Genomic DNA, 26,208 nt, shown 5'->3' on the forward strand with positions numbered 1-26,208 from the left:
CGGCGGGTGTGGCTGATACGGCGCCGCGTGGGCGGCGCGTTTGAAGCGATGTGCCTGATGCCTTACGGCGCGAGGCGCTCGATGCGCCAGGCGTCGGCTGCGTGCTCACGCACGTAGCGAATGCGGTCGTGCAGCCGCGACGGACGGCCTTGCCAGAATTCGATCGCCGTCGGCACGACGCGATAGCCGCCCCAATGCGCCGGACGCGGCGGATTCTCGCCGTACTGCGCGCTGATTTCGCGCTCGCGCGCTTCGAGCTGCTCGCGGCTTTCGATCACCGCGCTCTGCTCCGACGCCCAGGCGCCGATGCGCGAGCCGAGCGGACGCGACTGGAAATACGCCTCGCTTTCCGCCTCGCTGGTCTTTTCGACCGCGCCTTCGATGCGCACCTGACGCTCGAGTTCAACCCAGTGAAACAGCAGCGCCGCATGCGGATTGGCGCCCAGTTCGCGGCCCTTGCGGCTTTCGTAGTTCGTGAAGAACACGAAGCCGCGCTCGTCCACGCCCTTGATCAGCAGGATGCGCGCGGCGGGGCGGCCTTGCGCGTCGACGGTGGCGACCGTCATGGCGTTCGGCTCGGGCAGCTTCGCGTCCAGCGCCTGGGCGAACCAGGTGTGGAACTGGCGGATGGGATCGGGGTCGACGTCGGCGGCGTCGAGCGAGCCGAGCGAGTAGTTCTTGCGGAGGTCGGCGAGGGAGGTCATGTTTTATGCAGACGCTTCAGTGCGAACAAGTATATCGAAGAGGCGGAAATAGGGACGCGAACGACGGTTCGGCGGCCTGCCCACGGCGGCGGACCCGCAGCGATGCGGCCGCGTCCGGCCAGCTCGGGCGCGATCAGGCAAAATACGGGTCTCGCGAGGACCGGGGCAGTGCGCCGGTCCGCTTACGATTGCTACCGCCATGTCCAGTACCCCGATTTCCCCTGTCGCCGGCGCCGCCGGCCCCGCTGATCTTACCGCGAGCCTCGCCGCGGATGTTGCTGACCGGGCCCGTCGCTTCGGCGGCGTGGCGCGGCTTTACGGCGCACCCGCCCTCGATGCGTTCGAGCGCGCGCACATTGCCGTGATCGGCATCGGCGGGGTGGGCTCGTGGGTGGCGGAGGCGCTTGCGCGCAGCGCCATCGGCACGCTCACGCTGATCGACCTCGACAACGTCGCCGAAAGCAACACCAACCGCCAGATTCACGCGCTCGACGGCAACTACGGCAAGCCGAAAGTCGAGGCGATGGCTGAGCGCATCAAGCTGATCGATCCGGCCTGCGACGTGCGGCTCGTCGAGGACTTCGTCGAGCCGTCGAATTTCGACGCGCTGCTGGGCGGCGGATTCGATTACGTGGTGGACGCCATCGACAGCGTGCGCACCAAGACCGCGCTGATCGCGTGGTGCGTGGAGCATCGCGTGCCGCTCATCACCGTGGGCGGCGCGGGCGGGCAGCTCGACCCGACGCGTATCCGCATCGACGACCTCGCGCTGACGATCCAGGACCCGCTGCTTTCGAAGGTGCGCGGGCAACTGCGCAAGCATCATGGCTTTCCGCGCGGGCCGAAGGCGCGCTTCAAGGTGAGCGCGGTGTACTCCGACGAACCGCTGATCTATCCGGAAGCGGCGGTGTGCGATGTCGACAACGAGGCCGAACACCTGACGACCTCGCCGGGCCATCACGGGCCGGTCGGGCTCAACTGTGCGGGGTTCGGTTCGAGCGTCTGCGTGACGGCGAGCTTCGGGTTCGCAGCGGCGGCGTATGTGCTGCGGACGCTGGCGCATCAGGCGAATGCGCGGGCGGCGGGGTAATCGGAACTCAATGCGCGCCGGTTAGCGCGCGAGCGACCGGCAGGTAGGCGCGCAGAATCTCCAGCATGGCTGCCGCCTCGGCCTTCGAGACCGGCGGAAACGGCGACACGTACGACGTGCCGTTGCGCCGCTCATGAGCCTTCGTGATGAAGGCGAATTCCGCCGCACTCACGCCCAATGACGTGGACACGCGCTGGATGGCGAGGTTGCGTCCGGCGTCGCGCGTGCGCACCGCGTAGAACTCCAGCGTGGCCTGCACCAGCTGGAAATAGCCCTCGTAAGCCAGCGTGAAGATCTGCAAATGTCGTTCGGGGTCCAGACCTTCGGCGGTGACGAGATAGTCCGCCGCGTTGCGCAGGAAGCCCGCGATGGCGCCGGGCGTCGGGGCCACGGCTTCGAAGGCTTTCGTCTTGATGAGATTGTCGTATTCGGGCGGGCGCGTCATCACAGTATCGTCAGAGTGGGGCCCTGAACGATCTGGGCCATGACGGGATCTGACTGCACGAGCGCCGCCCATTCACCCGGCTCATACAACGAAAAGTTGATGGGGCGCAGCAAATCCTGTTCGACGGTGTGCATCGCCTCGGCGACTTCAAGAAGCGGCACGTTGCCGACCACGATCAGGTCGATATCGCTGCGGCCGCCGTCGGTACCTTTCGCCACTGAGCCGAACACGAACGCCGAATCGATACGCGCAGCGAACGGCGCGAGCGCTTCTTTCAGCGGCTCCACCACGGCAAACGACTTGCGCGCGATGCCGAGCAGTTCGGGATACAGCACAAATTCGGTATTCGCGCGGATGCTGCGCTGGCGGCCGCGCCGCGCATCTTCGCGCAGCACGCCCGCCTCGATCAGACGATCGACCTGTTTCTGCGCACTGCCACGTCCGCTGTCCGCGAGACGCAGCAGTTCCTGAAGCGTGAAGCTGCGCTCGGGTTGCAGCAGCGTGGCGCCCAGCACGCGTTGCATGCCCGCAGTGAAGAGGAAATCAGCGAGGCTCACGATAAATCCTCAAAATAGGGATATTTATCCCCATTATAAGGATTTACATGTTGATCCTCAATTCAAGGCCAACCGTCCCTCTTTTAAGGATTCGCCGTCAAAAAAAACGCCACGGTCTCCCGTGGCGCTTCTCCATCCGGCGCGGCGCGCTCAACCAGGCAAGCGCCGCTCAGTTCAACGTCGCGCTCAGCTTGCGCCGCCACTCGCTCACCAGTTGCGGCTGATGCGCGGCCAGATCGAACACCGACAGCATCGTCTTGCGGCCGATATCCTCGCGGAACGTCCGGTCGCGCTTCACGATTTCCAGCAGATGCTCCAGCGCGCCGGCGTATTTGCGCCGCGCGATCAGCGCGCTCGCCAGATCGAACTGCGCTTCCAGATCGTCCGGATTGTTCGCCACGCGCGTTTCGAGCGCGTCGGTCGGCGGCAAATCGGCGGCGGCGTCGAGCGCGTCGAGACGCGTCTTCAGCGCGTTGAAGCGCGCGTCGATGCCCTGCGTGGTCTTCGGCGAGAGCAGATCGACTTCGTTGTGCGCCTCGTCGGCGCGATTGTCGGCGAGCAGCATCTCGATCAGGTCCATGCGCGCGTCGTCGAAACCGGGGTCGTAGGCGAGCGCGGCCTGCAGCGCTTCATAGGCGTCCTCGCGGCGGCCTTCCTCGATGGCCTGCTGCGCGACCTGGCGCGCGGCCTGCGCCGAATCGGGAATCAGCCGGTCGATGAACTCGCGCAGCTGGCCTTCGGGCAGCACGCCGATGAACTGGTCGACGGCCTGGCGGTCGGCGAACGCGACGACGTGCGGAATGCTGCGCACCTGGAAGTGCGCGGCCAGCTCCTGGTTTTCGTCGACATTCACTTTGACGAGCCGCCATTTGCCCGCGTACTCGGCTTCGAGTTTTTCGAGCATCGGGCCGAGCGATTTGCACGGGCCGCACCACGGCGCCCAGAAGTCGACCAGCACCGGCGCGAGCGCCGACGCTTCGATCACGTCTCTTTCAAAAGTGGCCAGAGTGGTATCCATTGCGTCCTCGTTGGGAATTGGCAGTCACGCGTGAAGATGGGGGCGAATCGCCGCGCTTCAATGCGCGGGCTTTTTCTCGGGCAGCGGAATCCATTCGGTTTCGCCGGGCACCTGCCCCATTTCCTGACGCGTCCACGCGGCCTTCGCGGCGTCGATCTTCGCGCGCGAGCTGGCCACGAAGTTCCATTCGATGAAGCGTTCGCCTTCGAGCTTTTCGCCGCCGAGCAGCATCACGCGCGCGCCGTTCGCGCTCGCGAGCGTGACCGTTTCGCCCGGCACCAGCACCGCCATGCTGTGCTGGTCGAGCGGCGTGCCGTCGATCGACAGGTCGCCTTCGACCAGATACACGCCGCGCTCCTCGTGCTCGGGTTCGAGCGCGATGGCGCTGCCGGGCGCGAAGTCGGCGGCCACGTAAAGCGTGCCCGAGAAGGTCTCGACGGGCGAAGTCGCGCCGAACGCCGTGCCCGCGATCACGCGCAGCGTCACACCGTTGCGCTCGATTTCGGGCAGCGTCGCGGCTTCGTGATGGAAGAACGACGGCTCGACGTCCTCGTGATCGAGCGGCAGCGCGACCCACGTCTGGATGCCGTGCATCGTGAGGCCGGTGGCGCGGTTTTCGTCGGGCGTGCGCTCGGAATGGACGATGCCGCGGCCGGCCGTCATCCAGTTGACGTCGCCGGGCAGAATCTTCTGCTCCGAGCCGAGGCTGTCGCGATGCATCAGCGCGCCGTCGTAGAGATAGGTGACGGTGGCGAGGCCGATGTGCGGATGCGGACGCACGTCGACGCCCGCGCCGGGCGCGAGCGTGGCCGGGCCCATGTGGTCGAAGAAGATGAACGGGCCGACGAGTCGCGCGGCCATGGCCGGCAGCACGCGGCGCACGTACAGGTTGCCGATGTCGCGCTGATGAGGCTTGAGGACCGCTTTGATCGATGAGGACATGGACGCTTCCTTGATGAGCCGGACGGTTCGAATGAGTGGGGCAAGGCGGCGGGGCAGCAGGGCGGCAGAGCGGCCGCGCCTGCGCTGCGCGCGCGGACTGGCGCTCATTCTAACGCCCGCTTCGGCGCTGTGTCGGCAAGCGCGAAGCAGCGTGTAAGGCGTCCGCTCGGGCTTCGTGAGGCACGGGACGCACGCCCGGCCGGCATCGACGCAATTTGTCCGGCTGGGCGAGCACGCGCCGCAGCCGCTAAACTGACAGATTCGACAGAACAATAGAGGGAGCCGGAGAGATGTCGCCGAAGGATTTGTTGCTGGCGCTGGTGGTGGTGATCGCGTGGGGCGTGAATTTCGTCGTGATCAAGGTGGGTCTGCACGGCGTGCCGCCGCTGCTGCTCGGCGCGCTGCGCTTCATGCTGGCGGCGTTCCCGGCGGTGCTGTTCGTGAAGCGTCCCAAACTGCCGCTGCGCTGGCTGCTCGCCTACGGCGCGACCATTTCGTTCGGCCAGTTCGCGTTTCTCTTCACGGCGATGTACGTGGGCATGCCCGCCGGACTCGCCTCGGTCGTGCTGCAGGCGCAGGCGTTCTTCACGCTGGTGTTCGCGGCCGTGTTTCTCGGCGAGCGGTTTCGCGCGCAGAACGTCATCGGCCTGCTGATCGCGGCGGGCGGCCTGGCGCTGATCGGCCTGCAATCGACGGCGGCGGCAGGCGTGGGCGTGCAGACCATGACGGCCGCGGGCTTCATCCTCACGCTGTGCGCGGCCTGCATGTGGGCGCTCGGCAATATCGTCACGAAGAAAGTGGGCAAGGTCGATCTGGTCGGCCTCGTGGTGTGGGCGAGCCTGATTCCGCCGCTGCCGTTCCTCGTGCTCTCGTATTTCATGGAAGGGCCGCAGCGCATCGAAACCGCGCTCGAAGGCATCGGCATGACTTCGATCGGCGCGATCGTCTATCTCGCGTTCATCGCGACGATACTCGGCTACAGCCTCTGGAGCCGTCTGCTCGCGAAGTATCCGGCCAGCCAGGTCGCGCCGTTCTCGCTGCTGGTGCCGATCGTCGGGCTCGCGGCGGCCGCGCTGCTGCTCGGCGAGCGTCTGAGCGCCGCGCAGATCGGCGGCGCGGCGCTCGTGATGGCGGGCCTCGGCGTGAACGTGTTTGGCGGCTGGGTCAGGCAGCGTCTGGTGGCGGCGCGCACCTGACACGCACCTCACACGCAGCTGAACACGCACATTTGAGTTCGCGGCATCGGCGCATGAAAAAACGCCGCGCTTCCGCAAGGAAGGCGCGGCGTTTTCGCATCTGACGCGTCGATCGATCAGGTCATGCGGCTCTTCGCGAGCGGCGGATTGGCCGCGAAATAGCGCTTGATGCCCTTCATGATCGCGTTGGCCATCTTGTCGCGATAGGCCTCGTCGTTGAGCTTCTGCTCTTCTTCGGGATTGCTGATGAACGCGGTTTCCACGAGGATCGACGGAATATCGGGCGCCTTGAGCACCGCGAAACCGGCCTGCTCGACCGAGCCCTTGTGCAGCTTGTTGATCTCGCCGACCTCGTTGAGCACGAAGCCGCCGTAGCGCAGCGAGTCGCGGATCTGCGCCGTCGTCGACATGTCGAACAGCGCGCGGTTGACGGCGGCGTCCGCCGTCTTCACGTTGATGCCGCCGATCTGGTCCGACGAGTTTTCCTTGTTCGCCATCCAGCGCGCGGCCGCGCTGGTCGCGCCGTGCTCGGAAAGCGCGAACACCGACGAGCCGCGCGCGGCGGGCGTGGTGAACGCATCGGCGTGAATCGACACGAACAGGTCCGCGCCCACGCGGCGGGCCTTCTGCACGCGCACGTTCAGCGGCACGAAGAAGTCGGCGTCGCGCGTCATCATCGCGCGCATGTTGGGCTGGGCGTCGATCTTGGCGCGCAGGCGCTTGGCGATGTCGAGCGCGATGTGCTTCTCGTAGGTGCCGCCGCCGCCGATCGCGCCCGGGTCCTCGCCGCCGTGGCCGGGGTCGATCGCGACCGTGAGCAGGCGCGTGGTGCCGCCCTTGCCGGACTTCGGCGCGGTGAAGCCGTAGTTGTCGTCGTCCTTGTCGGAGTCGTCGTCGGTCTGGGCGACGACGGGCGGCTTCGGCGCGGGCTTCGGCTTGACCACGACCGCCGGCGGCACCGGCGGCACGGGACGCGGCGACGACGGTCCCGCCGATCCCGCCGATCCCGCCGATCCCGACGATCCCGAAGCCGTGCCGCCGTCGTTCTGCGCGTAGCGCTGGAAGAAGTCTTCGCTGTTGTCGTGGCGCGGCGGCGTGTTCGGACCCGCGAGCGTGGACGGCGTGGGCGGCGTGTTCTGGCGCATCGCCTCGTGGGCGTCGAGCTGCTGCTGCTTGTGCTCGGTCTGCGCGAGCAGATCCATGAGCGGATCGGGCGCGACGGCCGGATACAGGTCGAACACCAGCCGGTACTTGTACGAGCCGACCGGCTGCAGCGTGAACACCTGCGGCTTCACCGAGCCCTTCAGGTCGAACACCATGCGCACGACGTGCGGCTGATACTGCCCGACGCGCACGGCCTGGATCTGCGGATCGTTCGGCGTGATCTTGGAGACGAGATTCTTGAGCGCGTCGTCGAGGTCGAGGCCGCTCAGATCGACCACGAGGCGGTCGGGATTCTGCAGCAGCGTTTGCGTGGTCGTCAGCGCCTGATCGGATTCGATCGTGACGCGCGTGTAGTCGCGCGCGGGCCACACGCGCACGCCCATGACCGAGGTCGCCCAGGCGAGGCGCGGTGCCGCGAGGCCGAGCACCAGCGTGGACGCGCCCGCCTTCAGAATCTGCCGGCGCCGCCAGTTGTGCGTGGCGGTGGCGGCGGATTCGATCGAGCGGAACGGTTTGATTAACATCTTTCTAGACATGCCTTTCCTGATGCGCTGTATGCGTACGCGGTGAGCACGCGGCCTTCGCCGTCCGGGCCGGGTTCGAGCTGGAACACCAGGTCCGGCACGCCGAGCAGGCCGCCCGCGCGTTGCGGCCATTCGACGAGACACACCGCCCCTTGCGCGAAATATTCGCGAAAGCCGGCGTCGGCCCATTCGGCCGGGTCGCTGAAACGATACAGATCGAAGTGATAAAGCTGGAGTTCCCCGCTCGCGCTTGCGACCGTGTAGGGTTCGACGAGCGTGTACGTCGGACTGCGCACGCGCCCGTTGTGGCCGAGCGCGCGCAGCGCGGCGCGCACGAGCGAGGTCTTGCCTGCGCCGAGGTCGCCGAGAAGCTGAACGTGCAGGCCGCCGAATGCGTTGACGGCTGCGTGGCGTGCGGAACTGGCCGTATTGTCGGCAGGCTGGCGGGAAACTTGCGTGCTGGCGGTGCGCACCGCGTCGAGCGCGTGCGCGAAACGCGCGCCGAACGCATCGGTGGCGCTTTCATCCGCAAGCTCGAAACGGCGTTCGAGCAGAACAGGAGCGGCGGGCAGGCTCGCGTGGTCGTGACCGGGCGTGTCGGGCATTCTCGTAAAATAGCGTGATGAACCCCTCGCATTCCCCGTTGAACCAGACATTGGCCGCAGAGGCCGCGCGCGCGCCTGACAAGGCGAGTGCGTCGCGTGCATCGTCGTGCGCGCAGCAGACGCAGGGCGCCGGCGCGTCGGCGACGCTCGACGCAGCGGCACTGGCCGCGCTCGAAACGCAAATCCGCGCATGGGGACGCGAGCTGGGGTTCGGTGCGATCGGTATCAGCGACACCGACCTGTCCCATGCCGAGGCGGGCCTTGCCGCGTGGCTCGAAGCGGGCTGCCACGGCGAGATGGATTATATGGCCAAACATGGGATGAAACGCGCCAGGCCCGCCGAGCTCGTTGCCGGTACGCGACGTGTCATCACCGCGCGCATGGCCTATTTGCCGGCCGCCACGCTTGATCCGTCGACGACCGCGGCCACGGAGCATGCAACAGGTCAGCCTGCCGAAAGCGCTTCGCAAGGCGCGGATGAAGGGCGTCGCGGGCACGCCATCCACGACGACTGGCGTCAGCGCGAACATGCGCGTCTCGCCGACCCGCACGCCGCCGTGGTGTCGATCTACGCACGCGGACGCGACTATCACAAGGTCATGCGCGCGCGTTTGCAGCAACTCGCGGAGCGCATCGAAGGCGAGATCGGCGCATTCGGCTTTCGTGTTTTCACCGACTCGGCGCCTGTGCTCGAAGTGGAACTCGCGCAGAAGGCGGGCATCGGCTGGCGCGGCAAGCACACGCTGCTGCTTCAGCGCGACGCGGGCTCGCTGTTCTTTCTCGGCGAGATCTACGTCGATGTGCCGCTGCCGACCGACGCGGACGATCCGGCCAGCGCCGCCCCCGAAACGCCCGGCGCGCATTGCGGCAGTTGCACGCGCTGCATCGACGCGTGTCCGACGGGCGCGATCACCGGGCCGTATCGCGTCGATGCGCGCCGCTGCATCTCGTATCTGACGATCGAGCTGAAAGGCAGCATTCCCCTGGACATGCGGCCGCTGATCGGCAATCGTGTCTATGGTTGCGACGACTGTCAGCTCGTGTGTCCGTGGAACAAGTTCGCGAAGGCCGCGCCGGTCGCCGATTTCGACGTGCGCCACGGGCTCGACCGCGCGAGTCTCGTCGAGCTGTTCGGCTGGAGCGCGGCGCAGTTCGACGAGCGCATGCAGGGCAGCGCGATCCGGCGTATCGGTTACGAAAGCTGGTCGCGCAATATCGCGGTGGCGATGGGCAATGCGCTGCGCGCGCCGCGTGTGGACGACGCGACCGGAACAAGCGAAACAAGCGAAACAAGCGAAACAAGCGAGACAAGCGAAACACACGCGCGCCGCGAAGCCATCGTCGATGCGCTGCGTGCGCGCGCGCAGGACGAATCGGCGGTCGTGCGCGAACATGTGCAATGGGCGCTGGAAGCAGCATGATCGGCATGATCGATTGAACCGGCGCGGCGATTCAAGGAGAGCGGCGATGAGGAAACCATTGGCAAGCGCATCGGCAACGTATTCACTGTGGGACGACGCGGAAGACGCGGCGATGCGCGCCGCTGCCAACATTCCCGCGAACGCGCCCGCAGATCTTTCCGCCGATGCGTCCGCGCGTACGCCGAGCCGGCAGGCCTTGCGCAAGCTCGCGCCGCGCGTCTACAACGCGGTGATCGATGCACCGTTCGGCAAGGTCGGCATCGTCACGAGCGCGGACGGCGTGCGCGAAATCCACTATCTGCCCGCTTCGACGCCGGGTGTCGCGCCGGATTCCGCACTCGCCGAACTGGCCGCCGCGCAGATCGCGCGCTATCTGGACGATGCGTCGGCGTCGTTCGATCTGCCGCTCGCGTCGCCTGGCACGGCCTTTCAGCGCCGCGTCTGGGACGGCATCTGCTCGATCGGGGCGGGCGCGGTGCTGACTTACGGCGAACTTGCGCAACGCGTCGGCAGCATCAGCGCGCGCGCGGTGGGGCAGGCGTGCGGCTCGAACTATCTGCCGATCGTGATTCCGTGCCATCGCGTGGTCGCGGCGAGCGGCATCGGCGGCTTCAATCACCACGGCGGCGACGGTTTTTTCCGCGACGTCAAACGCTGGCTGCTCGCCCATGAAGGCGTAAGAATCCGATGACGAACACCCCCGCGCACGAAAACTCGCACGAAGACGCGCAAGATCACGAAGCCGGTTTCGAGGACGATGCGCAAGACCTCGACGATGCCGATCCCATCGGGCACATCGACGCAAGCGACGCAAGCGACGTAGACGAGGCCGCGCCGCTTTCCGACGCCGCTTCCGCCACGCTCGCCACGAGCCTGCTCGCCATCGACACGTTCTGCGACGCCATGTGGCTCGAACACGGTCTCTCGCGCAACACGCTCGACGCCTACCGGCGCGATCTGCGCCTGTTCGCCGAGTGGCTCGCACGCGCGCGCCAGCACGGCCTCGACGGCGTGCACGAAGACGATCTCTACGCCTACAGCGCGCGCCGCAAGGAGGACAAATCGACGTCGGCGAATCGTCGGCTGTCGGTATTCCGGCGCTACTACGGCTGGGCGCTGCGCGAGCGGCGCGTGAGCGTCGATCCCACCGTGCGCGTGCGTTCGGCGAAACAGCCGCCGCGTTTTCCCACCACGCTCACCGAAGCGCAGGTCGAAGCGCTGCTCAACGCGCCCGACGTGGCCACGCCGCTCGGGCTGCGCGACCGCACGATGCTCGAACTGATGTACGCGAGCGGACTGCGCGTGACCGAACTCGTCACGCTCAAGACCGTGGAAGTCGGCCTGAACGAAGGCGTCGTGCGCGTGCTCGGCAAGGGCTCGAAGGAGCGTCTCGTGCCGTTCGGCGAAGAGGCGTCGGCGTGGATCACGCGTTATCTGCGCGAGTCGCGGCCCGCGCTGCTCGGCCCGCGTCCGGCCGACGCGCTGTTCGTGACGGCGCGCGCCGACGGCATGACGCGCCAGCAGTTCTGGCACATCATCAAGCGTCACGCGATGAACGCGGGCGTGCACGCGCCGCTGTCGCCGCACACGCTGCGCCACGCGTTCGCCACGCATTTGCTCAATCACGGCGCCGATCTGCGCGTGGTGCAGATGCTGCTCGGCCACAGCGACATCTCCACCACGCAGATCTACACGCACGTCGCGCGCGAGCGTCTGCGTCTGCTGCATCAGAAGCATCACCCGCGCGGCTGAGCGCGAGCGCGCGGCCCACGCCGCTCGCGCATTACAATGCGCGCCATGAGCAAATCGAAACACGTCTCCGAAACGCCCGCCACGCAGATGCTGCGCCGCGCGGGCGTCGCGTTCGGCGAGCATCCTTACGAATATGTCGATCATGGCGGCACGGGCGAGTCCGCGCGCCAGCTCGGCGTGGACGAGCACCGCGTCGTCAAGACGCTCGTGATGGAAGACGAGAACGCGAAGCCGCTCATCGTCCTGATGCACGGCGACCGCAAGGTGTCGACCAAGAATCTCGCGCGGCAGATTGGCGCGAAGCGTGTCGAGCCCTGCAAGCCCGAAGTCGCGAACCGCCATTCGGGTTATCTGGTCGGCGGCACTTCGCCGTTCGGGACCAAAAAACGCATGCCGGTCTACGTCGAAGCGACGATTCTCGATCTCGACGAAATCTGGCTCAACGGCGGCAAACGCGGCTATCTGGTGAGCCTCGCACCCGCCGTGCTGACGTCGCTGCTCGACGCGAAGCCGGTTCAGTGCGCGAGCGTCGAATAAGCTCCGGCGCACCGCACGCGGGCCGGTACGCTCCCTGATTACCCTGGCGCGCCATCAAGGCGCGCCCGCGCTTCGGTAGAATGGGCGCCTTCGCCGCCGCGGCGCGGCCGTTGCGGGCATTGGCTGCGGGCCGGGCCCCGCGCGCTTCGTCTCACGTTTCGTTTTCATTACTTCGGGTTTCGTGCATGTACAACCTGTTCGTCGCCGTTCTGGCTTATCTGATCGGCTCGGTTTCGTTCGCGGTGATCGTGAGCGCCTTCATGGGCCTCGACGATCCGCGCTCCTACGGCTCCGGCAATCCGGGCGCGACCAATGTGCTGCGTAGCGGCAACAAAAAGGCCGCGATCCTCACGCTGATCGGCGACGCGTTCAAGGGCTGGCTCGCCGTCTGGCTCACGGTGCGTTTCGGGCCGCGTTTCGGTCTCGGCGATACGGCTGTCGCGCTCGCCGCCATCGCCGTGTTCCTCGGCCATCTGTATCCGGTGTTTTTCCGCTTCAAGGGCGGCAAGGGCGTGGCGACGGCCGCGGGCGTGCTGCTCGCCATCAATCCGCTGCTGGGCGGCCTGACGCTGCTCACCTGGCTGATCGTCGCCTTCTTCACGCGCTATTCGTCGCTGGCGGCGCTGGCCGCCGCCGTGTTCGCGCCGCTGTTCGACGTCTTCATGTTCGGCCCGCACGTGATTGCGCTCGCGATTCTCGCCATGAGCGCGCTGCTGTTCTGGCGCCATCGCGCCAACATCGGCAAGCTGATGAACGGCACCGAAAGCCGTATCGGCGATAAAAAGAAGAAGGCCGCCGCCGCGAGCGAGTGAGCGCGCGCCGCAAAATCAAATGGGCCAGACAGGCCAAAGCGGAGCCCGCCGCGAGGCAAGCGCGGCGCGGCGCCCTAAAAAGATGTTCGAGTTGTGAACCGACGCGCATTTTCTGCGCGTGTCGTCTGATCAGTTGCGCGCATTTGTCAGACGTTTGACTGCATTTTGTGCGCATTTGCACCAAAAAAGCGCCTTAAGTCGTCTGCCGGCGGGCCGTTAACCCGTATGTCATTTTCTTATTGCCATACGTACTCGCGGTCCGAATTACTTCTTCCCCCGGCGCTCCTCCCCATGTTCTCCACCATTCGCGCGCGCATCGTCGCGCTATGCGTTTCCATCGTCGTCGTGGCGCTCGCGGCCAATACCGCACTCGATTACTACGTCGCCAGCTCGCATAACAAGGATTCGATCGACGCCACGCTCTCGGCCGTCGCGGCCAGCCACGCCGAAGGCATCGGCGAATGGGCGGCGACGCACGCGCGCATGATCGAGTCGCTGCAGGACGCCGTGCTTCAACCCGATCCGTCGGCGGCGCTCAAGCAGATCGCAGCGGCGGGCGGCTTCACCAACGTCTACGTGGGCTACGCCGACAAGACCGCGAAATTCTCCGATCCGACCGGCATTCCGCCCGATTACGATCCGACCGGCCGTCCCTGGTACAAGCAGGCGGTCGCGGCGGGCAAGGGCGTGGTGACGCCGCCTTACGTCGACGTGGGCACCGGCAAGCTGGTGGTGGCGTTCGCCGCGCCCGTGATCCGCGACGGCCAGGTGAAGGGCGTGATTTCCGGCGACGTCGCGATGGACGACGTGGTGTCGAACGTGCAGTCGATCCATCCGACGCCCGCGAGCTTCGGGATGCTGGTGGACAGCGCGGGCCAGATCGTCGCGCACAACGACGCGAAGCTCACGCTCAAGCCGGTCACCGACCTCGCGCCGGAACTGACGGGCGACAAGCTGGCCGCGCTCGATGCGTCGGCGCGCCCGCCGTCGTTTGACGTGGGCGGCGACGCCAAGCTGATGCGCGCGCAGCCGATTCCGGGCACCGACTGGCGTCTGATCGTCGCGCTCGACCGCAGCGAAGCCACGGCGGGCATGCGCTCGCTGCTCACCGCGTCGCTGATCGCGCTCGTGGTGGTGGCCGTGGTGGCGGCGCTGGTGGTGGGCGCGGTCACGGCCGTGTCGTTCCAGCGCCTCTCGCGCATTCGCGACGCGATGGACGCGATCAGCGCGGGCGAGGGCGATCTCACGCAGCGCCTGCCCGCCACGGGCGACGACGAAGTGGCGCAGATCGCGCGCTCGTTCAACGCCTTCATGGACAAACTGCGCGACGTGATGCGCCATATTCGCGATGCGAGCGAGTCGGTGCGCACGGCGAGCGACGAGATCGCGGCGGGCAACGTCGACCTGTCGGGCCGCACCGAATCGGCGGCGGCGAGCCTCGAGCAAACGGCCGCGTCGATGGAGGAAATCACGGCGACGGTCGGCCAGTCGGCCAACGCGGCGCAGCAGGCGGACGTGACGGCCAATTCGGCGTCGGTGGTGGCGTCGCGCGGCGGCGCGGTGATCAACGACGTCGTCGATACGATGGGCGCGATCGAGAAGGCTTCGGTGAAGATCGCCGACATCATCGGCGTGATCGACGGCATCGCGTTCCAGACCAATATTCTCGCGCTCAACGCCGCCGTCGAAGCGGCGCGCGCGGGCGAGCAGGGGCGCGGTTTCGCGGTGGTCGCGGGCGAGGTGCGCAGCCTCGCGCAGCGTAGCGCGCAGGCGGCGCGCGAAATCAAGGCGCTGATCGAATCGACGGTGACGAGCGTGAATTCCGGCTCGCAACTCGTGCGCCGCGCGGGCGAAACGATGGACGAGATCGTGGCGAACGTGTCGAACGTGACGACCATCATCGCCGAAGTGACGAGCGCGGCCGGCGAACAGACGCGCGGCATTCAGGAAGTGAATCGCGCCGTGAGCCAGCTCGACGAAATGGTTCAGCAGAATGCGGCGCTGGTCGAGCAGTCGACGGCGGCGGCGTCGGCGCTGCGCGGTCAGGCGATGCGGCTCGCGGAAGCAGTCGGGCAGTTCAGGCTCGATTGACGCCAGACACGCGGCAAAAAAAGGCGGCGCTCAGGCGCCGTTTTTTTTCGCCTGATGACGCGTCCTACGCCATTCGGACGAGGTTTCAGACGCGGCGCGCGTCGCTAAGCTGTGTTCTCGATCACGCCGCCCGTTGGGGTTGATCCAGTGCAAGAGAGTGCACGGAAAACGGGCCGCGCGGCGCTCCAGAAACCCAACGTTAGGTTATTGTCTACGCCATGCCCACACTGCTTCGCGTATCCGGCGCCCGCGTCGTGATCTATTCGAACGATCATCGGCCCGCGCACGTGCATGTCGAGAGTCCGCAAGGCGCGTGTGTGTTCAACCTCAATTGCCCGCTCGGGCCGCTGGCGTTGCGCGAACGCTTCGCGCTCGGCGAGCGTGAAGTGGCGCGCCTCGCGCAGGCCATCGAACCCGAAGTCGCGCATTTGTGCCGCGAATGGCAACGCATCGCAACCTGGAGAACGCAAACATGGCCAGCAGCAGGGAGCATCTCAACCGCGAGCCCGTGGGCGCCCAGACCATCGGCCGCGAGCAGTTCGACGCCGCAGCGGGGGCGGCACAGGCGAGTCCGGTTGCGGTCGCCGCGCGGTACAGCCGTACGCATCACAAACTCGAAGTGTCGTTCGCGAACGGCGTAGACATCGCCGTGCCCATCGCGCTCATTCAGGACCTGCAGATGCTCGCGCACGCGCCCACGCCGGCCCAGCTTGCCGACGTCGAAATCTGGGGCGGCGGGCAGTCGATCTACTTCCCGCGCCTGGACGAGTCGGTGTGGGCGCCGGGGCTGCTGAGCGGCATCTACGGCACGAAGCTCTGGATGCGCGATCTGGCGCGTCAGATGGGCTCGGTCAAGTCGCCGGCGAAGGCCGCCGCCGCGCGCGAGAACGGGCGCAAGGGCGGGCGGCCGCGCAAGGCCGTCGCGTCCGTCGCGTCCGTCGGGGCCGTCACGTCCAGCAAGCCCGTTGCCGGCGCGCAGGCGCTCCCCAGCGAGCCGGTCAGCCGGGCGGCGGTGGGGCCAGGCGTCGCGGCGGGGGGCAAGGTCGTCGTGCGTAAGCGTCCATGAGCGTCGTGCGCGATCACTTGGCACGCGCCGGTTTCACCTTGACATGCAACCTCGTGGTTGCATAATAAAATCCATGAACGACGACGCCGTATTCCGCGCGCTCGCAGACGCGAGCCGCCGCCAGTTGCTGGATCGGCTGCACGCCAGGAACGGCCAGACGCTGTCGCAGCTCTGCGAAGGCCTGACGATGTCGCGCCAGGCGGTCACCAAGCATCTCGGCGTGCTCGAAGCGGCGAATCTCGTCGTCACGCGTCGCGAAGGGCGTGAAAAGCGCCATTTCATCAATCCGGTGCCCATCGGCGAAATGGCCGCGCGCTGGATCGGCAAGTTCGAGCGCGCGCAGGTAGACGCGCTCGTGGAGCTCAAACATTCGCTCGAGGAGTAAGCGCGCGCAGCGCGCAGACATCGAAGTCAGGAGGCAGCCATGAGCCAGCAAGACCGCGCAGCAACGCAGGCCGGCACGCACGCCGCGCAGGAGTCGGTGTTCGTCTACGTCACCTATATCCGCACCACGCCGCAGGCGCTCTGGACGGCGCTCACGAGCCCGGAATTCACCGCGCGCTACTGGCACGGCGTGCGCGCGGAAAGCGACTGGCAGCCGGGTTCGCCGTGGCAGTTGCGTTTCGCCGACGGACGTGTGGCTGACTCGGGCGAGATCGTCGAATCCGAGCCGCCGCATCGTCTGGTGATCCGCTGGCGCAATCAGTTTCGTCCCGACCTGAACGCGGAAGGCGACTCGCTGTGCACGATGGAAATCGTCGCGCAGGACGACGTGGCGAAGCTCACGGTCACGCACCGAATGGCGCGGCCGGGGTCGAAGTTTATCGAGGCGGTGGCGGGCGGCTGGCCGCTCATCCTCTCGAACCTCAAGACGCTGCTGGAAACCGGTGAGGTGATGATGCCGCTGCTGTTCAAGCCCGATTGACGGCCTGAAAGTACGCGGAAAAATGCGGAGAAATACAAAACGGGCGCGACGCCCACGTGAGTGCGCGCCGCGCCCGCCGAACCGACTATTGGGAGCGTTCGCGAAAGTTCGCGAACGCTCAGTCGCTCAGCATCAATCGCGGAAGTTATTGAAGTCGAGCGGCGTATCGGTCACGTCCTTGCGCAGCATGGCGATCACGCTTTGCAGGTCGTCGCGCTTGGTGCCGGTCACACGCACGGCGTCGCCCTGAATGCTCGCCTGCACCTTGATCTTGCTGTCCTTCACGAGGCGCACGATCTTTTTCGCGAGATCGCCGGACACGCCCTTCTTCACGGTGATGATCTGCTTCACCTTGTCGCCGCCGATTTTCTCGATCTTGCCGTAGTCGAGAAAACGCACGTCCACATTGCGCTTGGCCAGTTTCGACAGCAGCACGTCCTTGACCTGGCCGAGCTTGAAATCGTCGTCGGCGAACGCGGTCAGCTCGCGTTCCTTTTGCTCGACGCGCGAATCCGAGCCCTTGAAGTCGAAGCGCGTGGAGATTTCCTTGTTGGATTGCTCGATCGCGTTCTTCACTTCGATCATGTTGGCTTCGCTGACGACGTCAAACGATGGCATTGCTTTCTCCCAAAAGTGCGAGTGGCGCTGCGCGGGCGGGCCGCACCGGCGTTTTCCGGCGGCGTCGCGCGCACTCGCTATAATCACGGACCGACGCTATTTTACCGGCGCCTTCGTGTTTGCCCAAGGTTGCGCGGCGGGCCGGGCCTGCCTCGCATTGCCGGGTTCTACCGGGCTTTGTCCGGCTCGGCCTGATCTGGCCCGCGTCCTCCGTCCGTCTTTTCCGTATCCGTTCTTCCGCGATGTCCGCTTCCGCCTTGTCTGCTGATCCGTCCCCGCGCAACAGCGTGTGGTTCGCCGCCGCTTATCCGCTGCGTGCGCACAACACGTTCGGTTTCGACGTGCGCGCGCGTTACGCGTGCCGCGTCGAAAGCGAGGCCGATTTCGTCGCCGCCGTGCGCGATTCGCGCGCGCAAGGCTTGCGCACGCTTGTGCTGGGCGGCGGCAGCAACGTCGTGCTCACGCGCGACTTCGACGGCCTCGTGCTGCTGGTCGCGCTGGCGGGCAAGCGCGTCGTTCACGAGGACGGCGATGCCTGGTACGTCCAGGCCGCCGCCGGTGAGAACTGGCACGATTTCGTCGCGTGGACGCTCGCAGCAGGCATGCCCGGCCTCGAAAATCTCGCGCTGATCCCCGGCACGGTGGGCGCCGCGCCGATCCAGAACATCGGCGCTTACGGGCTGGAAATGGGCGATCGCTGCGCGGCCGTGCGCGCGATCGAAGTGGAGACCGGCACGCCCTATGAATTCGACGCGGCCGCCTGCGAGTTCGGATATCGCGACAGCTTCTTCAAGCGCGAAGGCCGCGACCGCTTCGTGATCACGGCGGTCACGTTCCGTCTGCCGAAGTCGTGGCAGCCGAATGCCGGTTACGCCGATCTCGCACGCGAGATCGCGCAGCGCGGTCTGAGCGAAGCGCAGTGCGCGCAGGACGTGTTCGACGCCGTGGTGGCCGTGCGCCGCGCCAAGCTGCCCGATCCGCGCGTGCTCGGCAACGCGGGCAGCTTCTTCAAGAATCCCGTGATCGAGGGCGAGCAGTTCGACGCGCTCGTCATGCGCGAGCCGGGCGTCGTGTCGTATCCGCAAGCCGACGGACGCGTGAAGCTCGCGGCGGGCTGGCTGATCGACCAGTGCGGCTGGAAAGGGCGCGCGTTGCGCGAGGCGGCCGTGCACGAGCGTCAGGCGCTGGTGCTCGTGAACCGCGGCGGCGCGACCGGCGCCGATATCCTCGAACTGGCCCAGGCGATCCGCCACGACGTGTTCGCGCGCTTCGGCGTGGAGCTGGAGCAGGAGCCGATCAGCCTCTAGGCCTTTTGTCCGTCGCGTAAAACCACGCACAAAAAAACGCCGCGCCTTCGCAAGAAAGCGCGGCGTTTTTCATGGCGGAGCGAGTCAGGCCGCGCTGTCCTGCGCGGTGAACACCGGCCCCTGCACGAAGCGCACGTCGTATTGCTGTAATTGCTCGAACTGCGCGGCATCGACCACGCGGTTGAAGATCAGCGGAATGCGCAGGCGCGCGGCATAGCTCACGAGCGGCTTCACCATCGAATCGCGCAGCGCCGAGCTGGCATCCATCTTCACGAAATCGAGCCGCGCCATGTCGGACACCGAAAGAATCTGTCCCGCATTCGGCAGATTGCCCGCCACCTTGAAGCCATAGCGCTGATAACTCTGCGTCAGATAGCCGACGAAGGTCCGGTGCGCGACCGCCGCCGCCGGTAACTCGATCACCACACGCCCCGGATTCAGGCCGAACGAGACCAGCACGTTCGAAAAATGCCGCCCGTGATCGTATTTCACGCTTTTAAGCAGACGCTCGTGCACGCGCAGAAAGAGCAGCCCATGCTGTTGCGAGCCGAGAAAGTTGATCGTGTGCAGCGCGCGAACGCAACGGTCGAGCGCGACCAGCTCGGGATCGTCGAGCGAGTCGGAAAACGGATCGTAAGGCCCGACCTTGCCGTCGACCTCGCGCAGCGTCACGGCCTGAAAACCGAGTTCGTCGCCGAAACGCGAGGCCTGCGCGAGATCCGCCGTCAGCGATTGCGCGCCGCCGTGCACGCTGATGTCGTAGATCGGTTCGTAGGCGCTCAGCAACTCCACGCCGCGCCGGTGGGCGACGGCCACGGCGCTGTGCGCGCCGGTCCCCATCGCCAGGTGCTCGCCGAGAAAAGGATGATCGGCGGCGCGGGCGACGAGCGCGGGAATGGTGGGAGCAAGCATGGTGACGAAAAAGAGGGCGTCTCGGAGCGCGGAGTGATCGGATCGGGCAGCCTCGGGGCCGCATGACTCGATGTTAGCAGTCCGCCGGCCTGCGGCATGCATGGATTGGTGATAACGATATCCACGCAAACGCGGCTTTGCCGGGGTTTCGACGTCCTCCCAGGGTTTACGTTGAATTTCACTAATCATAATCCGTTTTACTATTCGTAAATCGCGCGACGGATTCTGTCAGAGAAAGCCGCCGCGCCCGGCTCGATCAATCGAAAGTCGGCGTGCCGAGGGGCGTCTATGCTGAAGACGCGCCTGCACGCAGAACATGGAGACAGTGATGAATGCACCCTTGCGCCACGCCGCGGCCAATCGCGCCGCGACCGACGGCTATATGAGCGGCTTCGCCAACGAGTTCGCGACCGAGGCGCTGCCCGGCGCGCTGCCGGCCGCGCAGAACTCGCCACAGCGCTGCGCGTACGGCCTGTACGCCGAGCAGCTTTCGGGCACCGCCTTCACGGCGCCGCGCTCGCACAATCGCCGCACGTGGTTCTATCGGATCCGTCCGGGCGCGGTGCATCAGCCGTTCACGCCGCTCGTCGCGCACGCCCAGATCGGCGGCGCGACGCGCCTCGTCGCCGATTTCAACGACGTGCCGCCCACGCCGCCCAATCAGTTGCGCTGGGACCCGCTGCCGATGCCGACCGCGCCGACCGACTTCATCGACGGCTGGGTGACGATGGCGGGCAACGGCTCGGCGGCGTCGATGAGCGGTTGCGCGATCCATCTCTACGCGGCCAACCGCGCGATGACCGACCGCTTCTTCTTCAATACCGATGGCGAATTGCTGATCGTGCCGCAGGAAGGGCGCCTGTCGATTCGCACGGAAATGGGCAAGCTCGACGTCGAGCCGTTCGAAATCGCCGTGATTCCGCGCGGCGTGCGCTTCACGGTCGATCTGCCGGACGGCACGGCGCGCGGCTATCTCTGCGAGAACTTCGGCGCGTTGCTGCGCCTGCCGGATCTGGGCGTGATCGGTTCGAACGGCCTCGCGAATCCGCGCGACTTCCTCACGCCGCACGCCGCGTACGAAGATCTTGAAGGACAGTTCGAACTCGTCACCAAGCTCAACGGTCAGCTCTGGCGCGCCGACATCGGCCATTCGCCGCTCGACGTGGTGGCCTGGCACGGCAATTACGCGCCGTACAAATACGATCTGCGCCACTTCAATACGATCGGCTCGATCAGCTTCGACCATCCGGATCCATCGATCTTCCTCGTGCTGCACGCGCCGACTGACACGCCGGGCGTCGACTCGATCGACTTCGTGATCTTTCCGCCGCGCTGGCTCGCGGCCGAGAACACCTTCCGTCCGCCCTGGTATCACCGCAACGTCGCGAGCGAGTTCATGGGCCTCGTGCACGGCGCGTACGACGCGAAGGCCGAGGGCTTCGTGCCGGGCGGGTCGAGCCTGCACAACTGCATGTCGGGCCACGGCCCGGACGCCGAGACCTTCGAAAAAGCCTCGAACGCCGATACGACGAAGCCGCACAAGGTCGGCGACACGATGGCGTTCATGTTCGAGACCCGCACGCTGATCCGGCCGACGCGCTTCGCGCTCGAAACGGCGCAGTTGCAGGCGCATTACTACGAGTGCTGGCAAGGCCTCGAGAAACATTTCAATCCGGAGCAGCAATGAGCAGCCAAGCCCTTCCCGACGACCTGCGCGCCACGCTCGACCCGCGCCGCAAGAGCTGGATCGAGTCCGCCAACGACGCCGCGTGCGAATTCCCGATCCAGAATCTGCCGTTCGGCGTGTTCAGCACGGCGCAGCATGCCTCGGCGCGCGTGGGCGTGGCGATCGGCGATTCGGTGATCGACCTCGCGGTGCTGTATGACGCGGGCCTGCTGAGGCTGCCGGCCACGGTGAAGCACAACGTGTTCGCGCGCGGCGCGCTCAATGACTTCATCGAACTGGGTCGCGACGTGTGGCGCAGCGTGCGCGTGCAGCTTTCGTCGCTGCTTGCGCGCGACACGGCAGCCTTGCGCGATGACGCGGCGTTGCGCGCTCGCGCATTCGTGAAGCTCGCGGAGGCGAAGCTGCATTTGCCGGTGAATATTCCGGGCTATACCGACTTTTATTCGTCGAAGGAACACGCGACGAACGTGGGATCAATGTTTCGGGATCCGAAGAATGCGCTATTGCCGAACTGGTCGGAAATGCCGATCGGCTATAACGGGCGCGCTTCTTCCGTGGTGGTGAGCGGCACGCCGGTGCGTCGGCCCAATGGGCAGTTGAAGTTGCCGGATCAGGATCGGCCGGTGTTCGGCGCGTGCCGCAAGCTCGACATCGAACTGGAGACCGGATTCGTGATCGGGCGCGGCAATGCGCTGGGCGAGCCGATCGCGTGTGAGGATGCCGAGGCGCATATTTTCGGCATGGTGCTGCTCAACGACTGGAGCGCGCGCGATATTCAGCAGTGGGAATATGTGCCGCTTGGGCCGTTCAATGCGAAGACTTTTGCTTCGACGATTTCGCCCTGGATTGTGACGCTTGATGCGCTGGAGCCGTTCCGCGTCGCGCAGCCGGTGCAGGAGCCTAAGCCGCTGGAGTATTTGCGGCATGGCGGGGAGCATGCTTTCGATATCGAGCTGGAAGTGCTGTTGCAGCCTGCCGGGGCGCAGGAGGCGTCGACGATTTCACGGACTAATTTCCGGCACATGTACTGGAGCATGGCGCAGCAGCTTGCGCATCATACGGTGAGCGGGTGTAACACGCGCGTCGGGGATTTGATGGGCTCTGGGACGATCTCCGGGCCGACGCCCGATTCGTTTGGGAGCTTGCTGGAGATTACCTGGAATGCGAAGAATCCTGTTGAGTTGAAAGGGGGCGCTACGCGGGGGTTTATTGAGGATGGGGATGTGTTGACGCTGCGTGGGTGGTGTCAGGGGGAGGGGTATCGGGTGGGGTTTGGGGAGTGTGTTGGGGAGGTAGTGGCTGCATTAGGTTGATTGTTTGTTTTGCGCTTTTCTTGTTTTCTTGTCGGTCTGCACGCGTTGCCCCTGTGCGGGGCGGCACCTACTTTTCTTTGCAGCCGCAAAGAAAAGTAGGCAAAAGAAAGCGGCTCAAACCGCCAGTGTGACGCCGTCCACCCCGCACCTTCTTCGATAGTGGTTCCGGGGCGTCTGTCGCCTCGCACCACTCAACTCAGTGACAAAGCCGTCATTCATCCGGGGGCGCTCCGCGCCCCGTGGGGCATGGCAGCAAACCGAAGGTTTGCGAGTGCCCCAAAAAGATAAATTAGTACCTTTGGTTTCCCCCGCATACCCGGCCGTTGCGCGTTGAGCGCAACGGGATGTGAGGATGCCTTGTCACTACGTGGGAGGGCGCGGGACGACGGACGCTCCTGCACCACTCCGAATGACGTCGAGAGAAACACAGCGAAGCATTAGCGGTGTGAGCCGCTTTCTTTTGCCTACTTTTCTTTGCCGCGGCAAAGAAAAGTAGGTGCCGACCCGCACAGGGGCAACGCATGCAGACCGACAAGAAAACAGGAAAAAGCGCAAAACAAAAAAAATCACCGAATATGCGAAGCACCAGCCAATCCGCGCACCCGTTCCCACCTCAAAGCCCCAAGAAAAACAACCGCGGCGGCAAACAAAACCCAAAGCATGGCATCGCGCCCGGCATGCTCCATCAAAGCCCCGGTAACAATAGGCCCCCCAAAACTGGCGACACTCCATGAAGCACTAACCAGCGCACTAGCCGAAACGAGCGCCCCGCCTTCAAACCGCTCACCGCAGGCGACAATCGCCAACGTATAAATAGACCCGGCAGCGGCCCCCAAAACAAAAAGCAAAGGCCACCGCAACCAGGGCGTCCCCACAGCAAAAGGCAACAAAGGCAACAGCACGACAACAATCAAGCCCATCAACCCATGCACCCGCTCGCGCCCGAGCCGATCAGCGAGCCACCCGATGGGAAACTGCATCGTCGTATCGCCGAGCAACACAACCGAAGCAAACAGCACGGCCAGCTCGCTCCCAATCCCATGCCCCATTGCGAATAACGGCAGCAACGACAGCGCAAGCGTATCGAACAACGCAAAAAAACCGGTCGCGATAATCAGCGCCGGCATCTTCGGCAACACATGCCGCCAACTCCCATGCGGCTCATGCAGATCCGACTTGTGCGGACTCGACCGGATGGCAAACAGCATCGGCAACGCGATCAGGAAAATCGCCCCGCAGATCGCAAACCGCCACGCCGTAGAGTCCGCGATCTGGCTCACCAGCACGGGCCCGGACATCTGAAACAAGGTAAAGGTCGTCGCATAGATGGCGACCACGCGTCCGCGATTGGAGTCGTCCGCGAGTTCGTTCACCCACGCCTCGCCGATCGTGAACAGCAGCATGAGCGCCGCGCCGCACACCATCCGCAGCGCCGCCCATACCCACAGATTCGCGCAGGTCTGCATGAGCGCAGTGGCCGCCGCGACCGCAATCACCGATCCGACGATCACTTGCCGCGAGCCGAATCGCCCCGCGATCCACGCCGTGAGCGGCACGACGATCAGCCCGCCGAGCGCCTGTGCGGCAGTCAGCAGGCCGACGATGGCACTGCCGTATCCGGCGTCGGTGAGTGCGAGCGCCGTGAGCGGCAAGGTCGCGCCGGAGCCCAGGCCGACCACGGCCACGCTCAGGATCAGCGCGAGGAAATCTCGGGTAAGGACGGTTTTCATCGGGCGCCATCCTACACTGCGCACGCGAAAAACGCGGCATGGGATGCCGCGCTGCTTCAGTCAATCAGCGCGTCATCGCGCCGAGCGTCGAACGTCGAACGTCGAACGTCGAACGTCGAACGTCGAACGTCGAACGTCGAACGTCGAACGTCGAACGTCGAACGTCGAACGTCGAACGTCGAACGTCGCGCTTCGAGTCGACACGTCCCGTTCAGGCGACCGAGGTCGGCCCGTTGACCGCCACGCGGCGACGCGCGCGCCGCTCGAGTTGCGCCGAGACGAAGGTGAGCCCGAGCGCGGCGAGCGCCATCGCGAGTCCCACCCACGGCAGCGACGTCAACGGCGCGCCCGCGCTGATCGCCACGCCGCCGATCCACGCGCCGCTCGCATTGCCGAGATTGAACGCGCCCTGGTTCAGCGTCGAGGCGAGGTTCGGCGCATGGCTCGCGCGATTGACGATGAGAATCTGCAGCGGCGGCACGATCGCAAACGCGAGCACGCCCCACACGAAAATGGTCGCCATCGCCGCGATCTGATCGTGCATCGTGAACGCGAACACCGCGAGCAGTACGCCGATCATCGCGAGCAGACTCAGCAGCGAGCGCATCAGCTTCCAGTCGGCGAGCTTGCCGCCGAGCGTGCTGCCCACCGTCAGCCCGAGGCCGAACAGCAGCAGCACGAAGGTCACTTCGTGCGGCGAGAATCCGCTCACGTCCTCGAGAATCGGCGTGATGTAGGTGAACACCGAGAACAGGCTCGCCGATGCCAGCACGCTCATGCCCAGCACCATCAGCACCTGCGGATTCTTGAGCACGCTGAATTCGTGCACGAGGCTCGCCTTCTGCATTTCGATGTGCTTCGGCAGGCACACTTGCAACGCGAGCGCCGCGAAGAGGCCGATCACCGTCACGGCCCAGAACGTCGTGCGCCAGCCTGCAAGCTGACCGAGCGCGGTGCCGAGCGGCACGCCCAGCACATTGGCGAGCGTGAGGCCCGTGAACATCAGCGCGATCGCCTGGGCGCGCCGGTTGGGCGCGACGAGTCCGGCCGCGACCACCGAGCCGATGCCGAAGAACGCGCCGTGACAGAACGCCGTGACGATGCGCGCGGCCATCAGGATCGAATAGGTCGGCGCCAGTGCACACAGCAGATTGCCGACGATGAAGATGCCGATCAGCCGCATCAACGCCGCCTTGCGCGGCACGTTGGCGATGGCGATCGCCACGATGGGCGCACCGATCGTCACGCCCAGCGCATACGCCGAGACCAGCATGCCGGCGGCCGGAATCGACACGGACAGATCGCGCGCGACGTCGGGCAGCAGTCCCATGATGACGAATTCGGTGGTACCGATACCAAACGCGGCGACGGCAAGGGCAAGCAGGGGCAAGGGCATGGACGTGTGGGCCGGTTCTCGGCGGGGACGGCGTGGTCGGTTCGGTTCGCGAGGCCGGCGGTGAGCGGCTCGCGCGCTGTTTTTGTGCGACGGTTGTGCTGAACGTGCCAATCGTGCTGAATTTGGCGTACTGATTAAGCCAATGCCGAATTGTACTGAAATGCGCCTCGCTGCATCCGGCACGCTTTTCTTGCGTTCTTCTTACGCAACACTGCCCGCCACAGGCATGTCTTGACGATTTCTTCAGGTTGCGTCGATGGTGCCGCGCAGGCGCGGGCCGCACCATGCTTGCACGATCCAGCCCGCGCCAGTCGAGGCCCCGCATCGCGCGGGGCTCGCCGCCACGCCAGTTTGCGGCGCGGGCTGCATCGTCCGCGACGCGCATCGCGGGCCGGT

Annotated in this window: 25 protein-coding genes and 1 pseudogene; 15 read left to right on the forward strand and 11 right to left on the reverse strand. The window is 65.8% G+C overall.

The genetic code is table 11. The features are described from left to right. Positions 1-62 precede the first annotated feature (62 nt). Positions 63-704 carry a pyridoxamine 5'-phosphate oxidase gene (gene pdxH, locus G5S35_RS02555; RefSeq protein ID WP_065057181.1) on the reverse strand — a complete coding sequence of 214 codons (642 nt, stop codon included), beginning with the start codon at positions 702-704 and terminating at the stop codon, positions 63-65. Positions 705-903: 199 nt separating this feature from the next. Between pdxH and G5S35_RS02560 the strand changes: the two genes are divergently transcribed. Further along, on the forward strand, positions 904-1,794 hold the full coding sequence (locus G5S35_RS02560) for a tRNA threonylcarbamoyladenosine dehydratase (protein ID WP_124262543.1): 891 nt from the start codon (positions 904-906) through the stop codon (positions 1,792-1,794). A gap of 7 nt (positions 1,795-1,801) precedes the next feature. Here G5S35_RS02560 and G5S35_RS02565 read toward each other — a convergent pair whose 3' ends face one another. The 4 genes from G5S35_RS02565 to G5S35_RS02580 form a co-directional block, all read right to left on the reverse strand. Next, a complete protein-coding gene (locus G5S35_RS02565) occupies positions 1,802-2,239 on the reverse strand; it encodes a hypothetical protein (RefSeq protein WP_074981609.1) in 438 nt (145 codons plus the stop codon). Next, on the reverse strand, positions 2,239-2,796 hold the full coding sequence (locus tag G5S35_RS02570) for a nucleotidyltransferase domain-containing protein (RefSeq protein WP_124262542.1): 558 nt from the start codon (positions 2,794-2,796) through the stop codon (positions 2,239-2,241). Before G5S35_RS02570 ends, G5S35_RS02565 begins: the two co-directional genes overlap by 1 nt. A gap of 169 nt (positions 2,797-2,965) precedes the next feature. Then, complete coding sequence (gene trxA, locus G5S35_RS02575; protein WP_065057185.1) at positions 2,966-3,814, reverse strand: thioredoxin; 849 nt, start codon at positions 3,812-3,814, stop codon at positions 2,966-2,968. A 57-nt stretch (positions 3,815-3,871) separates the two neighbouring features. Beyond that, complete coding sequence (locus G5S35_RS02580; protein ID WP_065057186.1) at positions 3,872-4,756, reverse strand: pirin family protein; 885 nt, start codon at positions 4,754-4,756, stop codon at positions 3,872-3,874. Positions 4,757-5,046: 290 nt separating this feature from the next. On the opposite strand from G5S35_RS02580, the gene G5S35_RS02585 reads away from it, so the two are divergent. Beyond that, positions 5,047-5,952 carry an EamA family transporter gene (locus G5S35_RS02585; RefSeq protein WP_065057187.1) on the forward strand — a complete coding sequence of 302 codons (906 nt, stop codon included), beginning with the start codon at positions 5,047-5,049 and terminating at the stop codon, positions 5,950-5,952. 116 nt (positions 5,953-6,068) lie between these two features. Here G5S35_RS02585 and G5S35_RS02590 read toward each other — a convergent pair whose 3' ends face one another. After that, positions 6,069-7,652 carry an N-acetylmuramoyl-L-alanine amidase gene (locus tag G5S35_RS02590; protein WP_183038538.1) on the reverse strand — a complete coding sequence of 528 codons (1,584 nt, stop codon included), beginning with the start codon at positions 7,650-7,652 and terminating at the stop codon, positions 6,069-6,071. Next, positions 7,634-8,245: a tRNA (adenosine(37)-N6)-threonylcarbamoyltransferase complex ATPase subunit type 1 TsaE gene (gene tsaE, locus G5S35_RS02595; protein ID WP_124262540.1), complete on the reverse strand. Its 612-nt coding sequence runs from the start codon at positions 8,243-8,245 to the stop codon at positions 7,634-7,636. The genes G5S35_RS02590 and tsaE overlap by 19 nt, the downstream gene beginning before the upstream one ends. Positions 8,246-8,406: 161 nt before the next feature. Between tsaE and queG the strand changes: the two genes are divergently transcribed. The 10 genes and pseudogenes from queG (at position 8,407) to G5S35_RS02640 (ending at position 16,849) form a co-directional block, all read left to right on the forward strand. Further along, the gene (gene queG / locus G5S35_RS02600) at positions 8,407-9,666 is read left to right on the forward strand and encodes a tRNA epoxyqueuosine(34) reductase QueG (RefSeq protein ID WP_237181357.1); all 1,260 of its coding nucleotides are present in this window, start codon (positions 8,407-8,409) and stop codon (positions 9,664-9,666) included. A 196-nt stretch (positions 9,667-9,862) separates the two neighbouring features. Next, entirely contained in the window at positions 9,863-10,357 is a 495-nt protein-coding gene (locus G5S35_RS02605; protein WP_065057358.1) for a methylated-DNA--[protein]-cysteine S-methyltransferase, read from the forward strand. Further along, the gene (xerD, locus tag G5S35_RS02610; RefSeq protein WP_183038540.1) at positions 10,354-11,418 is read left to right on the forward strand and encodes a site-specific tyrosine recombinase XerD; all 1,065 of its coding nucleotides are present in this window, start codon (positions 10,354-10,356) and stop codon (positions 11,416-11,418) included. Before G5S35_RS02605 ends, xerD begins: the two co-directional genes overlap by 4 nt. Before the next feature lie 45 nt (positions 11,419-11,463). Then, the gene (ybaK, locus tag G5S35_RS02615; RefSeq protein ID WP_065057360.1) at positions 11,464-11,955 is read left to right on the forward strand and encodes a Cys-tRNA(Pro) deacylase; all 492 of its coding nucleotides are present in this window, start codon (positions 11,464-11,466) and stop codon (positions 11,953-11,955) included. A 185-nt stretch (positions 11,956-12,140) separates the two neighbouring features. Further along, positions 12,141-12,767, forward strand: coding sequence for a glycerol-3-phosphate 1-O-acyltransferase PlsY (gene plsY / locus G5S35_RS02620; RefSeq protein ID WP_074981616.1), 627 nt, complete (start codon positions 12,141-12,143; stop codon positions 12,765-12,767). Positions 12,768-13,058: 291 nt separating this feature from the next. Next, positions 13,059-14,858 carry a methyl-accepting chemotaxis protein gene (locus G5S35_RS02625; protein ID WP_074981618.1) on the forward strand — a complete coding sequence of 600 codons (1,800 nt, stop codon included), beginning with the start codon at positions 13,059-13,061 and terminating at the stop codon, positions 14,856-14,858. Positions 14,859-15,076: 218 nt separating this feature from the next. Next, positions 15,077-15,244 (forward strand): annotated as a pseudogene (locus G5S35_RS40250) (DUF4160 domain-containing protein); the annotation flags it as partial. A gap of 86 nt (positions 15,245-15,330) precedes the next feature. Continuing rightward, positions 15,331-15,924 carry a DUF2442 domain-containing protein gene (locus G5S35_RS02630; RefSeq protein ID WP_110325509.1) on the forward strand — a complete coding sequence of 198 codons (594 nt, stop codon included), beginning with the start codon at positions 15,331-15,333 and terminating at the stop codon, positions 15,922-15,924. Between the two features lie 73 nt (positions 15,925-15,997). Beyond that, positions 15,998-16,309: an ArsR/SmtB family transcription factor gene (locus G5S35_RS02635; protein ID WP_110325511.1), complete on the forward strand. Its 312-nt coding sequence runs from the start codon at positions 15,998-16,000 to the stop codon at positions 16,307-16,309. A 39-nt stretch (positions 16,310-16,348) separates the two neighbouring features. Further along, positions 16,349-16,849, forward strand: a complete 501-nt coding sequence (locus tag G5S35_RS02640; RefSeq protein WP_176080405.1) for an SRPBCC family protein — start codon at positions 16,349-16,351, stop codon at positions 16,847-16,849. Positions 16,850-16,981: 132 nt separating this feature from the next. On the opposite strand, the gene G5S35_RS02645 is transcribed toward G5S35_RS02640, so the two are convergent. Continuing rightward, positions 16,982-17,467 (reverse strand): YajQ family cyclic di-GMP-binding protein, encoded by a 486-nt coding sequence (locus G5S35_RS02645; protein ID WP_065057196.1) that lies wholly within the window; start codon positions 17,465-17,467, stop codon positions 16,982-16,984. Between the two features lie 242 nt (positions 17,468-17,709). Here G5S35_RS02645 and murB point away from each other — a divergent pair, with 242 nt between their 5' ends. After that, positions 17,710-18,774, forward strand: a complete 1,065-nt coding sequence (gene murB / locus G5S35_RS02650; RefSeq protein ID WP_183038541.1) for a UDP-N-acetylmuramate dehydrogenase — start codon at positions 17,710-17,712, stop codon at positions 18,772-18,774. Between the two features lie 84 nt (positions 18,775-18,858). Here the strand turns inward: murB and G5S35_RS02655 are convergent, their stop codons facing one another. Further along, a complete protein-coding gene (locus G5S35_RS02655; RefSeq protein WP_065057198.1) occupies positions 18,859-19,686 on the reverse strand; it encodes an EAL domain-containing protein in 828 nt (275 codons plus the stop codon). A gap of 328 nt (positions 19,687-20,014) precedes the next feature. Between G5S35_RS02655 and hmgA the strand changes: the two genes are divergently transcribed. Both hmgA and fahA read left to right on the forward strand, forming a co-directional pair. Beyond that, the gene (gene hmgA, locus G5S35_RS02660) at positions 20,015-21,373 is read left to right on the forward strand and encodes a homogentisate 1,2-dioxygenase (RefSeq protein ID WP_065057199.1); all 1,359 of its coding nucleotides are present in this window, start codon (positions 20,015-20,017) and stop codon (positions 21,371-21,373) included. Next, positions 21,370-22,686, forward strand: a complete 1,317-nt coding sequence (fahA, locus tag G5S35_RS02665; protein WP_183038542.1) for a fumarylacetoacetase — start codon at positions 21,370-21,372, stop codon at positions 22,684-22,686. Before hmgA ends, fahA begins: the two co-directional genes overlap by 4 nt. Positions 22,687-23,252: 566 nt before the next feature. Here fahA and G5S35_RS02670 read toward each other — a convergent pair. Next, complete coding sequence (locus G5S35_RS02670) at positions 23,253-24,416, reverse strand: MFS transporter (protein WP_074981634.1); 1,164 nt, start codon at positions 24,414-24,416, stop codon at positions 23,253-23,255. Between the two features lie 211 nt (positions 24,417-24,627). Then, complete coding sequence (locus tag G5S35_RS02675) at positions 24,628-25,812, reverse strand: MFS transporter (protein ID WP_065057201.1); 1,185 nt, start codon at positions 25,810-25,812, stop codon at positions 24,628-24,630. Between the last annotated feature and the right edge of the window lie 396 nt (positions 25,813-26,208).

Origin of the sequence: Paraburkholderia tropica, from assembly GCF_014171495.1 — a bacterium.
In the GTDB taxonomy this organism is placed as follows: domain Bacteria; phylum Pseudomonadota; class Gammaproteobacteria; order Burkholderiales; family Burkholderiaceae; genus Paraburkholderia; species Paraburkholderia tropica.